Source organism: Pseudomonas sp. WS 5079 (assembly GCF_012985465.1).
Classification (GTDB): Bacteria; Pseudomonadota; Gammaproteobacteria; order Pseudomonadales; family Pseudomonadaceae; genus Aquipseudomonas.
In genome coordinates this window covers 280,676-293,815 of sequence record NZ_JAAQWN010000006.1, presented here as the reverse complement: position 1 = coordinate 293,815, position 13,140 = coordinate 280,676, and the positions used below count along the sequence as shown (strand labels likewise).

The following is a 13,140-nucleotide window of genomic DNA, read 5'->3' as shown; positions in this document are numbered from 1 at the left end:
GCAAGGCCTGAATGGCGCAATGGCTGGAACGACTATGAACAGGTCGTTTTCGGGCCAGTTGCCAAGAATGGTTGTGGGCACACTTAGGCTCAAGCAAGCAGATTGAAGGTTTGGTCACCCTCGGCCCGCACGCTCGCACAAAGCACTCTGCCCCGATCCTGTCACGGCTGGATCGGGGCTTTTTTTATTTGACCGGCAGGCCGATGACACGCCCGAGCAGGGCCGGCCGGGGCAGGTCTGCCTGCTCGCTGCTGATTGCCGCCAGGCGCTGTGCCACCGCTGCGCTGAACGGTGCCGAGCGTGGCCCGGCAAGGTCGACATGCAGCAGCATCTGCTCATTACCCGCCAGCTCCCGCTCTTCGCCCACCAGGTGCAGGCTGTGATACAGATGCAGGCGTTTGTTGTCATGGGCGATCAACTGGGTGTGCACCTCGACCTCGGCGTCCAGCTTCACTTCGTGCAGGTAGTTCAAGTGCAGTTCCAGGGTAAACAGCGAGTGGCCGCTGGCTTCGCGGTTGTCGCTGTCCAGGCCCAGGGTGTCCATCAACGCATCGGTGGCGTAGCTGAAGATCAGCAGGTAGAACGCATCGCGCAGGTGGCCGTTGTAATCGACCCAGTCGGGGATGATGTGGGTGGTGTAGGTCGTCAGTGCGGGCATGTCGTCAATTCCAGATCTGTACTCGGTCAGCTGTGGGAGCTGGCTTGCCTGCGATGGTGGTGGTCAATCCAACACCGTTATCCCAGGCAACCCAGCTCCCACAGAAATAAACAGCCGTTATTCGGCGAAGCTCATGCCGTGTTTTTCTTTGGTGGTCTTCACCGCCTCCAGCACCGCCAGCAGGCAATCATCACGATAGCGCTCCAGCGCCGCAATGCTATGGCTGCCCAACTGCTCGCGGGTGCCATCGACCACATCATCAATCAGTTTGTCCGTCAGTTCCGGTGCCGGCAGGTAGGTCCACGGCAGCTGCAACGCCGGGCCGAATTGCGCCATGAAATGCCGCATCCCGGCGTCGCCGCCGGCCAAGGTATAGGTGAGGAACGTGCCCATGAACGACCAGCGCAAACCGGCGCCAAAGCGGATCGCATCGTCGATCTCGCCGGTGGTCGCTACACCGTCGTTGACCAGATGCAACGCCTCGCGCCACAGCGCCTCAAGCAAGCGGTCGGCGATAAAACCGGGGACTTCCTTGCGCACATGCAGCGGGCGCATGCCCAGGGATTCGTAGACTTTTATCGCCGCCTGGATCGCTTCGGGCGCAGTGTGTTTGCCGCCGACCACTTCCACCAGCGGCAGCAGGTACACCGGGTTGAACGGGTGGCCGACCACGCAGCGCTGCGGGTGTGTGGCGCTTTCATAAAACTCGCTGGGCAAAAGCCCCGAAGTGCTGGAGCCGATCAACGCATTGGGCTTGGCTGCCGCGCTGATCTTGCTGTGCAGCTCCAGCTTCAGCTCCAGGCGTTCGGGGGCGCTTTCCTGGATGAAGTCGGCGTCTTGCACGCATTCTTCGATGGTCGCGACAAACCGCAGACGGTCCTGGGAGGCGCCCGGTGCCAGGCCCTGCTTTTCCAGGGCGGCCCAGGCATTGGCGACACGCTTGCGCAGGGCCGCTTCGGCGCCGGGCGCCGGGTCCCAGGCCACCACATCCAGGCCATGGGCGAGGGCGCGGGATACCCAGCCGCTGCCGATGACACCACTGCCCAGGGCGGCGAAGGTTTTGATTTCGGTGATAAAGCTCATTTCGGTAATTTCCAGTGCTAAAGAGGTTCATTGTGGGAGCTGGCTTGCCTGCGATAGCGGTGGGTCAGTGCCAAATGCATCAACTGATACACCGCTATCGCAGGCAAGCCAGCTCCTACATTTTTGAGCCGGTTGCGGCAGGGGATTAGCTGCGTTTGGTCAGGCCCATCTTGGTTCGGCCTTCAGCCGGGGTCAGCACTCGCGCGCCCAGGCGGCTGAGGATTTCCCCGGCACGCTCCACCAGTTGCCCATTGGTCGCCAGCACGCCCTTGTCCAACCACAAGTTGTCTTCCAACCCAACCCGCACGTTGCCGCCCAGCAGCACCGCCTGCGCCGCCATCGGCATCTGCATGCGCCCGATGCCAAAGCCGGCCCACACCGCGGCGGCGGGCAGGTTGTCGACCATGGCTTTCATGGTGGTGGTATCGGCCGGTGCACCCCAGGGGATGCCCAGGCACAGTTGGAACAGTGGGTTGTCGAGCAGGCCTTCCTTGATCAGTTGCTTGGCGAACCACAGGTGGCCGGTATCGAAAATCTCCAGCTCGGCCTTCACCCCCAGTTCCTGTATGCGCTTGGCGCCCGCTCGCAGTTGGGCCGGGGTGGACACATAAATAGTGTCGCCATCGCCAAAGTTCAGGGTGCCGCAGTCCAGGGTGCAGATTTCCGGCAGCAGTGCCTCGACGTGGGCCAGGCGGGTCAGCGGGCCGACCAGGTCGGTATTGGGGCCGAACGCCATGGGGTTCTCGCCACCGCCGATTTCCAGGTCGCCGCCCATGCCGGCGGTGAGGTTGACGATGATGTCGATGTCCGCCTCGCGGATGCGCTCCATCACCTCACGGTACAGCGCCACGTCGCGGCTGAACTTGCCGGTGTGCGGGTCGCGCACATGGCAATGCACCACGGTGGCGCCGGCTTTGGCGGCCTCTACCGCAGCTGCAGCGATTTGCCTGGGGGTGACCGGCACGTGGGGGCTTCTGGCGGTCGTGTCGCCAGCACCGGTGAGTGCGCAGGTGATGATGACGTCGTGGTTCATGGGGCAGGTTCCTTACAGGCGTGGTAGTGCCGTTCGCGGCCGTTGTTGGCCGCGAAACGGTGATTCGGGAGAGGTTATTTGCTGGTCAATTGCAGATGGGCGGCAGCGGGCTTGCCGTCGAACGTGGTCACGCCCTCCAGCCAACGCTGCTGGTCCTGGGGGTGATCCTTGAGCCACTGGCGGGCCGACTCGAACGCATCTTTGTGCTCCAGCAACGGCTGCATCATCCGGCTCTCTTGGGCGGCGGTGAACGTCAGGTTGGTCAGCAACTTGTGCACATTCGGGCATTGCTCGGCGTAGGTCGGGGTGGTCACTGTCCAGACCGTGGCCATGCCTTCATTGGGCCCCAGGGCGTCCTCGCTGCCGGACAGGTAGGTCATCTGCACATTGACGTTCATCGGGTGCGGCGCCCAGCCAAAGAACACCACGGCTTCGTTGCGGCGTACGGCGCGGTCCACGGCGGCGAGCATGCCGGCCTCGCTGGACTCCACCAACTGGAATTTGCCCAGGCCGAACTGGTTCTTGGCGATCATCGCCTTGATCTGGGTGTTGGCCCCGGAGCCTGGTTCGATGCCGTAGATCTTGCCGCCCAGCTCTTTCTGGAACTTGGCAATGTCGGCGAAGGTTTTCAGGCCCTTGTCTGCAAGGTAGGTCGGCACCGCCAGGGTCGCGCGGGCGTCCTTGAGGCTGGGCGCGTCGAGGACTTTGACCTGCCCGGCGTCGACGAACGGGGTGATGGTCTGGGTCATCAGCGGGTTCCAGTAGCCGAGGAACAGGTCCAGGCGCTGGTCGCGAATGCCGGAGAAGATGATCTGCTGGGACGCACTGGTTTGCTTGGTGCTGTAGCCGAGGCCGTCGAGCAGCACCTGGGTCATGGCGCTGGTGGCGATCACGTCGGTCCAGTTCACCACGCCCATGCGCACGTTCTTACAGGAAGCGGCATCGGCGGCCCACAGGCTGGTGCTCAAGACGGCACTGAGTGCGAGCACGCAGCGGCTGATCAGTCGGTTCATGATGGATCCCTCGGCAGGTCGTTATTGTGGGTTCCGGCGTCTTTGTGCACCGTGCCGCCAAGTTACCCAGCTTGCAGCGCGGCAAAACGCACGGCGGCGACCCACTTTTGCACTGCAGCGACCTGTGCCCTTGAATGGGTGCTGGAACTGGCGTATCACAGTGACCACGCTACCCGTCCCACGAGTGCGCACCATGCCCCAGGATTTCTACTTCCTGCTGATGCCGGGTTTCTCGGCCATCGGCTTTATCTCGGCCATCGAACCGCTGCGCGTGGCCAACCGCTTTCGCGGCGAGCTGTATCGCTGGCATGTGCTGAGCGCTGACGGTGGTGCAGTGCTGGCGAGCAACGGCATGTCGGTCAACGCCGACGCCGGGCTTGAGCCTCTGAAAAAAGGTGCGACTCTGTTGGTAGTCGCCGGCTTCGAGCCCCTGGAATTCGCCACGCCGGCCCTGGAGCACTGGCTGCGCCGCCTCGACCATGACGGCGTGACCCTCGGCGCTATCGACACCGGCAGCTTCGTCCTGGCCCAGGCCGGCCTGCTCGACGGCTACCGCCTGACCCTGCATTGGGAGGCCATCGATGCCTTCAAGGAATCCTATCCCGCACTGGCCGTGACCCAGGAACTGTTCGAGATCGACCGCCGGCGTATCACCTGCGCCGGCGGCACCGCGTCCATCGACCTGATGCTCGACCTGATCAGCCAGGCCCACGGCCCGGAGCTGGCGATCCAGGTTTCCGAGCAATTCGTGCTGGGCCGCATCCGCCCGCGCAAAGACCACCAGCGCATGCAGATCGCCACGCGCTACGGCATCAACAACCAGAAGCTGGTGCAGGTGATTGGCGAGATGGAACAACACACCGAACCGCCCCTGAGCACCCTGGCGCTGGCGCAGATGATCAAGGTCACACGGCGCCAGCTGGAGCGCCTGTTCCGCCTGCATCTCAATGACACCCCGAGCAACTTCTACCTCGGCCTGCGCCTGGAAAAAGCCCGGCAGTTACTGCGCCAGAGCGGCATGAGCGTGCTGGAAGTAAGCATTGCCTGTGGGTTCGAGTCGCCGTCGTATTTCACTCGAAGCTACCGGGCGCGGTTTGCCAAGTGCCCGCGGGAGGATCGGCGGCGGGAGGTGGTGTAAGTCTATTGCGCATACGCCGACCCCATGTAGGAGCTGGCTTGCCTGCGATAGCCGTGTATCAGTTGGCAGATAAGTTGCTGACCCACCGCTATCGGAGGCAAGCCAGCTCCTACATCGGATTTGTGGTGGGGCTTACTTTTTTACCAAGGCCGAGCACGCGGTTTTAAACGCCTCATGCTGATACTTGTTCAGCGTCGCCGGCAACGCAAAGTCGTGCTTCTTGTTCTGCGCATTGATGGTCTGCGGCGACAGCAGTGTCACTTCAACGCCGTCCAGCAACTGCAGCACTCCTTCAATCTTGAACGTGGTCGGGCCGCCGGCGAATTCGCCTTTTTTGCTGCGTTTCTTGATCGCGATACGGGTGATGCCGTTGTCGCGTACAAACGCGGCCACCTGGCTGGCGAAAGCTTTGACGTTGGCCGCCTCGTCATCGTCCTCGAGGGCGATTTTCTTGGTGGCCAGGGCGACGTGGGCCAGATCCAGGGTGGCAACGGCGATGATGGCTTCGCTGCCTTTGATTTCGATGCCGCAGAGAGTCATGGGTGGCCTTGGTTCAGAGGAAAGGATGGGCGCGATTGTCGCTTATTCCTGCCCGATCGACTCCAAAAACTCCGACCGCTCATCACTCATCCGCGCCAGGCAGTCATTTTGCGCAATGGCGTAGGCCTTGGTGCCGGTGACTGCCGGGAAGGTGTCCACCGCGCAGTCGGCATCCCGCAGTTTTTCCCACTTCTGCTGGGCATCCTTCAGACGAGCGGTGATGTCCGCCAACTGCGCCTTGTTGCTGGCGTAGGTGGAGCCCATGCGTTCCAGCAGGCCCTGGTAGTTATCCTTGAGCAGCTGTTCGGCGGTGGTTTTGTTGTAGGAGGCGCATTCCAGGGTCTGTTTGTCGTTTTCGATGCCATCACACGGGGTGCTGTCGGTGTCTTCGGCTGCGTGGACGCCGGTGGCGAGGAGTGCCAAAGCCAGGAAAATCGGTTTCATTGCGCCTTCTCATATCAGTGGATGGGTCGAATTCTGGCTCAAGCGTAGGCCAAAGAACAGATGCAGGACAGACACCTGCGTGCACCCTTTGTCGTGGATTGACGCTTTCGGCAATTCCCCTGTCGTTTTTGCACCCGGCTCTGTCAGCCCCTGGGCATATGCTGGCCCCAAAGCGCCGGCAGACGATTCGGCGCATGAATCGCCAATAAGGGGACGCCTGATGAGCCCAGCCGAACTGCACGCCGATAGCATCGTTATCGACGGGCTGATCATTGCCAAGTGGAACCGCGACCTGTTCGAGGACATGCGCAAGGGTGGCCTGACCGCCGCCAACTGCACGGTGTCGGTGTGGGAAGGCTTCCAGGCCACCATCAATAACATCGTGGCCAGCCAGACCCTGATCCGCGAGAACAGCGACCTGGTGATCCCGGTGAAGACCACCGCCGACATCCGCCGCGCCAAGGAGCAGGGCAAGACCGGCATCATCTTCGGCTTCCAGAATGCCCATGCCTTTGAGGACCAGCTCGGCTACGTCGAGATCTTCAAGCAGCTCGGCGTCGGTGTGGTGCAGATGTGCTACAACACCCAGAACCTGGTGGGCACCGGCTGTTACGAGCGTGACGGCGGCCTGTCGGGCTTCGGGCGTGAGATCGTTGCTGAGATGAACCGTGTCGGGATCATGTGCGACCTGTCCCACGTCGGCTCCAAGACATCCGAAGAAGTCATCCTCGAATCGAAGAAACCGGTGTGCTACTCCCATTGCCTGCCGTCCGGCCTGAAAGAGCATCCGCGCAACAAGTCCGATGCAGAACTCAAGTTCATTGCCGACCACGGCGGGTTTGTCGGCGTGACCATGTTTGCACCGTTCCTGGCCAAGGGCATCGACTCGACCATCGACGACTACGCCGAAGCCATCGAGTACACCATGAACATCGTCGGCGAAGACGCCATCGGCATCGGCACCGACTTCACCCAGGGCCATGGCCAGGATTTCTTCGAAATGCTGACCCATGACAAGGGCTACGCCCGCCGCCTGACCAGCTTCGGCAAGATCATCAACCCGCTGGGCATCCGCACCGTGGGCGAGTTCCCCAACCTGACCGAAACCCTGCTCAAGCGCGGCCACAGCGAGCGCGTAGTGCGCAAGATCATGGGCGAGAACTGGGTCAACGTTCTCAAGGACGTCTGGGGCGAATAAGCCCTGCATTCTTTCCCGCTGCCATCCGTGCGGCGGGCACCAAACCGAATTTTCTGGAGTTGAGTTTCCATGGCCAAGATCGCCCCGCAATTGCCTATCGAAGTCGACAGCGAAACCGGTGTCTGGACTTCCGACGCCCTGCCGATGCTGTACGTGCCGCGCCATTTTTTCGTCAACAACCACATGGGTATCGAAGAGGTCCTGGGCGCTGACGCCTACGCCGAAATCCTCTACAAGGCCGGCTACAAGTCCGCCTGGCACTGGTGTGAAAAAGAAGCAGAATGCCACGGCCTGGAAGGCGTCGCGGTGTTCGAACACTACATGAAGCGCCTGTCGCAGCGCGGCTGGGGCCTGTTCAAGATCCAGGACATCGACCTCGATAAAGGCACCGCCAGCGTCACCCTCGAACACTCGGCCTTCGTCTATGTGTACGGCAAGGTCGGGCGCAAGGTCGACTACATGTTCACCGGCTGGTTTGCCGGTGCCATGGACCAGATTCTGCAAGCGCGCGGCAGCAACATCCGCACCGTCGCCGAGCAAGTCTACGGAGGCTCCGAAGAGGGCCACGACGACGGTCTGTTCACCGTCAAGCCGTTGTAAGCCGAGGACCGTGCCATGGCTTTCGAAGCAATGTTTGCGCCGATCCAGATCGGCAAACTGACCATCCGTAACCGCGTGCTCAGTACCGCCCACGCCGAGGTGTATGCCACCGACGGCGGGATGACCACCGAGCGCTACATCAGGTATTACGAAGAGAAAGCCAAGGGCGGCATTGGCCTGGCGATCTGTGGCGGCTCCTCGGTGGTGGCGATCGACAGCCCGCAGGAGTGGTGGAGTTCGGTGAACCTGTCCACCGACCGCATCATCCCGCACTTCCAGAACCTGGCTGACGCGATGCACAAGCATGGCGCCAAGATCATGATCCAGATTACCCACATGGGGCGCCGCTCGCGTTGGGACGGCTTCAACTGGCCGACCCTGATGTCACCCTCGGGCGTGCGTGAGCCGGTGCACCGTGCGACCTGCAAGACCATCGAGCCGGAAGAAATCTGGCGGGTGATCGGCAACTACGCCAGCGCCGCAGGCCGGGCCAAGGCCGGTGGCCTGGATGGCGTGGAACTGTCGGCGGTGCACCAGCACATGATCGACCAGTTCTGGAGCCCACGGGTCAACAAACGCACCGATGAATGGGGCGGCAGCTTTGAAAACCGCATGCGTTTCGGCCTGGAAGTGCTCAAGGCTGTGCGTGCGGAGGTCGGTCCGGACTTTTGCGTGGGTATCCGTTTGTGCGGGGATGAATTCCACCCGGACGGCCTGTCCCACGAGGACATGAAACAGATCGCCAAGTACTACGACGACACCGGCATGCTCGACTTCATCGGCGTGGTCGGCTCGGGTTGCGACACCCACAACACCCTGGCCAACGTGATCCCCAACATGAGTTATCCACCGGAGCCGTTCCTGCACCTGGCGGCCGGGATCAAGGAAGTGGTCAAGTCCCCGGTGCTGCACGCGCAGAACATCAAGGACCCGAACCAGGCCACGCGCATTCTCGAAGGCGGCTATGTGGACATGGTCGGCATGACCCGCGCGCACATGGCCGACCCGCACCTGATCGCCAAGATCAAGATCGGCCAGATCGACCAGATCAAGCAGTGCGTCGGCGCCAACTATTGCATCGACCGCCAGTATCAGGGCCTGGACGTGCTGTGTATCCAGAACGCGGCAACCTCCCGTGAATACATGGGCGTGCCGCACATCATCGAAAAATCCACCGGGCCCAAGCGCAAAGTGGTGGTGGTCGGTGCCGGCCCGGCCGGGATGGAAGCGGCGCGGGTCGCTGCCGAGCGCGGCCACGACGTGACTCTGTTCGAGAAAAAAGACTTTATCGGCGGGCAGATCACCACGGCGTCCAAGGCGCCGCAGCGCGACCAGATCGCCGGTATCACCCGCTGGTTCCAGCTGGAACTGGCACGGCTGAACGTCGACCTGCGCCTGGGCGTGGCGGCGGATGCCGCGACCATCCTCGACCTGCGCCCCGATGTGGTGGTGCTGGCGGTGGGCGGGCATCCGTTCATCGAGCAGAACGAACACTGGGGCGCGGCAGAAGGCCTGGTGGTCAGCAGTTGGGACGTGCTCGACGGCAAGGTGGCGCCGGGCAAGAACGTGCTGGTGTACGACACCATCTGCGAATTCACCGGTATGTCGGTGGCCGACTTTTTGGCCGACAAGGGCTGCCAGGTCGAGATCGTCACCGACGACATCAAGCCTGGCGTGGCCATCGGCGGTACGTCATTCCCGACCTACTACCGCAGCATGTATCCCAAGGAAGTGATCATGACCGGCGACATGATGCTGGAGAAGGTCTACCGCGAGGGCGACAAGCTGGTAGCCGTGCTGGAGAACGAATACACCGGCGCCAAGGAAGAACGGGTGGTGGACCAGGTGGTGGTGGAGAACGGCGTGCGTCCGGACGAAGAAATCTACTACGCCCTCAAGCAAGGGGCGCGCAACAAGGGGCAGATGGACGTCGAGGCGCTGTTCGCGATCAAGCCGCAACCGTGCCTGAGCGAGCCGGGGGAAGGGTACCTGCTGTTCCGCATCGGTGACTGTGTGGCCCAGCGCAATACCCACGCTGCGATCTACGACGCCCTGCGCTTGTGCAAGGATTTCTGACCCAACACCGAACCAATGTGGACTCGGTCAAAAATGTGGGAGCTGCTTTATGTAGGAGCCGGGCTTGCCCGCGATGCAGGCAACTCGGTCTCGAGTGAGACCTGGGTGATGCCATCGCAGGCAAGCCAGCTCCCACATTGAGCCGGGTCCCACGCGAGACTTGCGTGGTCTGTGGGAGCTTCACCATGTTGAACACCTTGCTTCCTGTTCTTTTGTTCGCAGCGATAGGCCTGGCCGTCCTCGGTGCTGTGCGCCGGATGAACATGTGGCGCCGGGGCCGTGCTGCCAAGGTCGACCTGCTGGGCGGTCTGCTGGCCATGCCCAAGCGCTATATGGTCGACCTGCACCACGTGGTCGCCCGCGACAAATACATCGCCAACACCCACGTCGCCACGGCCCTGGGCTTTGTGCTGTCGGCATTGCTGGCGATCCTGGTGCACGGCTTCGGCCTGCATAACCGCATCCTCGGCTACGCCTTGCTGCTGGCGTCGGTGCTGATGTTTGTCGGCGCCACCTTCGTCTATCTGCGCCGGCGCAACCCGCCGTCGCGGCTGTCGAAAGGCCCGTGGATGCGCCTGCCGAAAAGCCTGATGGCGTTCTCGGTGAGCTTCTTCCTAGTGACGTTGCCGGTGGCCGGGCTCCTGCCTGCCGACTTCGGTGGCTGGCTGCTGGCCGTACTGCTTGGTGTGGGCGTGCTGTGGGGTGTGTCGGAACTGTTCTTCGGCATGACCTGGGGCGGCCCGATGAAACACGCCTTTGCCGGCGCCCTGCACCTGGCCTGGCACCGCCGCGCCGAACGCTTTGGCGGGGGCCGCTCTACCGGCTTGAAGCCGCTGGACCTGAGCGACAAGAGCGCGCCCCTGGGCGTGGAAAAACCCAAGGATTTCACCTGGAACCAACTGCTGGGCTTCGACGCCTGCGTGCAGTGCGGCAAGTGCGAAGCCGCGTGCCCGGCGTTTGCCGCCGGCCAGCCGCTGAACCCGAAAAAACTGATCCAGGACATGGTGGTCGGCCTGGCCGGCGGCACCGATGCCAAGTTCGCCGGCAGCCCTTACCCGGGTAAGGCCATCGGCGAACACAGCGGCAATCCGCACCAACCGATCGTCAATGGCCTGGTGGATGCCGAGACATTGTGGTCGTGCACCACCTGTCGTGCCTGTGTCGAAGAATGCCCGATGATGATCGAGCACGTAGATGCCATCGTCGATATGCGTCGCCACCTGACCCTGGAAAAAGGCGCGACCCCGAACAAGGGCGCCGAAGTCCTGGAGAACCTGATCGCCACCGACAACCCCGGCGGGTTCGCCCCGGGTGGGCGGATGAACTGGGCGGCGGACTTGAACCTGCCGCTGCTCGGCGATAAAGGCAGCACCGACGTGCTGTTCTGGGTCGGCGACGGCGCCTTCGACATGCGTAACCAGCGCACCCTGCGCGCCTTCGTCAAAGTGCTGAAGGCGGCGAAGGTCGACTTCGCCGTACTGGGCCTTGAGGAGCGTGACAGCGGCGACGTGGCCCGGCGTCTGGGCGATGAGGCAACGTTCCAGCTGCTGGCCGCGCGCAATATCCAGACCCTGGCCAAGTACCGCTTCCAGCGCATCGTCACCTGCGATCCCCATAGCTTCCATGTGCTGAAAAACGAATACGGCGCCTTCGACGGCAACTACCGGGTGCAGCACCACAGCACCTACATGGCCGAGCTGATCGACGCAGGCCTGCTGAACCTGGACCAGCACAAAGGCAACAGCGTGACCTACCACGACCCGTGCTACCTGGGCCGCTATAACGGTGAGTACGAGGCACCGCGCCAAGTGCTGCGGGCGCTGGGGATCGAGGTCAAGGAGATGCAACGTTCGGGGTTCCGTTCCCGTTGTTGCGGTGGCGGTGGCGGCGCGCCGATCACCGATATTCCCGGTAAGCAGCGCATCCCCGACATGCGCATGGAAGACATCCGCGAGACCGGCGCCGAACTGGTGGCCGTGGGTTGTCCACAGTGCACGGCGATGCTCGAAGGGGTGGTCGAACCCCGCCCACTGATCAAGGACATTGCCGAGTTGGTGGCGGACGCCTTGCTCGAAGAGGCTGTACCGGCCAAGAACACGCGTGTACCAGCGGAGGTCCACTGATGAGCGACATTATCCGCCGCGACCCACGGGCCGAATGGATCGCCCGCAACCGCTTGCACCCGCTGCATGCGGCGATGCAACCGGAACAGCACAGCTGGATGGGGCCTAACGGCATCCTCCGTAAAAACGTGCATGGCATAGGTTTTATCGGGCCCAACGGCATCAAGCGTATCGACCGCAGCGGCGCCCAGCAGGGCGGTGCGACCAAACGTACGGCAGCGGCGCAAGTGCAGTTGCCGTTGCACCAGGTGCCAGCCCCGGCGTTCTACATCAACGTGGTGCCGGACATGGTCGGCGGCCGCCTGAGCAGCCACGACCGCGACTTGCTGGGCCTGGCGCGGCAACTGGCCGGCAGCGACGGCGCGGTGCTGGCGGTGGTGTTTGGCGAGCATAAGGAAAGTGCCTTCGACACGGCCGGCGTGGACCGCCTGCTGGTGCTCGACGGGCACGAATTCGACGGTTATTCACCGGAGCAGCGGGTCCATGGCCTGCGGGCTGTGGATAACCAGTTCAGCCCGCGTCATTGGCTGCTGCCCGACAGCCGCAGTGGCGGTGGCGAACTGGGGCGGCGCTTTGCCGCCAGCCTCAAGGAACGCCCGGCCACCCGGGTGTGGCAGATCAAGGGCTCTGAGTGCATCGGCCGTGCCGGCGCAGGCCGGGAAGACCTGGCGCGCGCGCTGCCACGGCTGATCCTGGCTGCTGTGGAATGCGCCGATCCGGTCAGCGATACGCGTCACGAAGTGTTGCCCGTGGAGTTATCCACAGCCCTGGCGCGCAGCTTGCCGCGTATCGAGGATTTGGGCGCGGTGGCGGTGGATCCCGGTGCGATTCCCATGGCCGAGGCCGAGTTTATTTTCTCCGGTGGCAACGGGGTCAAGGATTGGCACCTGTTCCACCAGACCGCCGCTGCCCTGGGCGCCACCGAAGGTGCGTCGCGGGTGGCGGTGGACGATGGTTTTATGACCCGTGATCGCCAGGTCGGCGCCAGTGGTATCTGGGTCACCGCGCGGGTGTATGTGGCGGTCGGGATCTCCGGGGCGATCCAGCACCTGCAAGGCATCGGGGCCTGCGACAAGGTGGTGGCGATCAACCTCGATCCGGGTTGCGACATGATCAAGCGCGCCGACCTGTCGGTAATCGGCGACAGCGGTGACATTCTCCGGGCCTTGATTGCAGCGGTCCAGGCCCACCGCAACGGCGCCAAGCGCGATGCGGCTTAAACAAAGGATATGGC

The 13,140-nt window shown here is 62.9% G+C and carries 12 protein-coding genes; 6 read left to right on the top strand and 6 right to left on the bottom strand.

Annotated elements, in window-relative coordinates; genetic code table 11:
- Positions 1 to 184 precede the first annotated feature (184 nt).
- The 4 genes from HBO05_RS17950 to HBO05_RS17935 form a co-directional block, all read right to left on the bottom strand.
- Positions 185 to 658, bottom strand: a complete 474-nt coding sequence (locus HBO05_RS17950) for a thioesterase family protein (RefSeq protein ID WP_172313600.1) — start codon at positions 656 to 658, stop codon at positions 185 to 187.
- Positions 659 to 775: 117 nt separating this feature from the next.
- Entirely contained in the window at positions 776 to 1,741 is a 966-nt protein-coding gene (locus tag HBO05_RS17945) for an L-carnitine dehydrogenase (protein ID WP_169953677.1), read from the bottom strand.
- 145 nt (positions 1,742 to 1,886) lie between these two features.
- Positions 1,887 to 2,774, bottom strand: coding sequence for a 3-keto-5-aminohexanoate cleavage protein (locus HBO05_RS17940; RefSeq protein ID WP_170042186.1), 888 nt, complete (start codon positions 2,772 to 2,774; stop codon positions 1,887 to 1,889).
- 74 nt (positions 2,775 to 2,848) lie between these two features.
- On the bottom strand, positions 2,849 to 3,787 hold the full coding sequence (locus tag HBO05_RS17935; RefSeq protein ID WP_172313598.1) for a choline ABC transporter substrate-binding protein: 939 nt from the start codon (positions 3,785 to 3,787) through the stop codon (positions 2,849 to 2,851).
- 193 nt (positions 3,788 to 3,980) lie between these two features.
- On the opposite strand from HBO05_RS17935, the gene HBO05_RS17930 reads away from it, so the two are divergent.
- A complete protein-coding gene (locus HBO05_RS17930) occupies positions 3,981 to 4,925 on the top strand; it encodes a GlxA family transcriptional regulator (RefSeq protein WP_172313596.1) in 945 nt (314 codons plus the stop codon).
- Between the two features lie 132 nt (positions 4,926 to 5,057).
- Here HBO05_RS17930 and HBO05_RS17925 read toward each other — a convergent pair whose 3' ends face one another.
- Both HBO05_RS17925 and HBO05_RS17920 read right to left on the bottom strand, forming a co-directional pair.
- The gene (locus HBO05_RS17925) at positions 5,058 to 5,465 is read right to left on the bottom strand and encodes a DUF3010 family protein (protein ID WP_169953685.1); all 408 of its coding nucleotides are present in this window, start codon (positions 5,463 to 5,465) and stop codon (positions 5,058 to 5,060) included.
- Positions 5,466 to 5,507: 42 nt separating this feature from the next.
- Entirely contained in the window at positions 5,508 to 5,909 is a 402-nt protein-coding gene (locus HBO05_RS17920) for a lysozyme inhibitor LprI family protein (protein ID WP_169953687.1), read from the bottom strand.
- A 220-nt stretch (positions 5,910 to 6,129) separates the two neighbouring features.
- On the opposite strand from HBO05_RS17920, the gene HBO05_RS17915 reads away from it, so the two are divergent.
- From HBO05_RS17915 to HBO05_RS17895, 5 genes are all read left to right on the top strand, one after another.
- On the top strand, positions 6,130 to 7,107 hold the full coding sequence (locus HBO05_RS17915; RefSeq protein ID WP_169953689.1) for a dipeptidase: 978 nt from the start codon (positions 6,130 to 6,132) through the stop codon (positions 7,105 to 7,107).
- Positions 7,108 to 7,176: 69 nt separating this feature from the next.
- Positions 7,177 to 7,707 carry a DUF5943 domain-containing protein gene (locus tag HBO05_RS17910; protein ID WP_169953691.1) on the top strand — a complete coding sequence of 177 codons (531 nt, stop codon included), beginning with the start codon at positions 7,177 to 7,179 and terminating at the stop codon, positions 7,705 to 7,707.
- 15 nt (positions 7,708 to 7,722) lie between these two features.
- Positions 7,723 to 9,783: a dimethylglycine demethylation protein DgcA gene (gene dgcA / locus HBO05_RS17905; protein WP_172313594.1), complete on the top strand. Its 2,061-nt coding sequence runs from the start codon at positions 7,723 to 7,725 to the stop codon at positions 9,781 to 9,783.
- Between the two features lie 185 nt (positions 9,784 to 9,968).
- Positions 9,969 to 11,906: a dimethylglycine demethylation protein DgcB gene (dgcB, locus tag HBO05_RS17900; RefSeq protein ID WP_169953695.1), complete on the top strand. Its 1,938-nt coding sequence runs from the start codon at positions 9,969 to 9,971 to the stop codon at positions 11,904 to 11,906.
- On the top strand, positions 11,906 to 13,126 hold the full coding sequence (locus HBO05_RS17895) for an electron transfer flavoprotein subunit alpha/FixB family protein (RefSeq protein WP_169953697.1): 1,221 nt from the start codon (positions 11,906 to 11,908) through the stop codon (positions 13,124 to 13,126). The genes dgcB and HBO05_RS17895 overlap by 1 nt, the downstream gene beginning before the upstream one ends.
- The last annotated feature ends 14 nt before the right edge of the window (positions 13,127 to 13,140 follow it).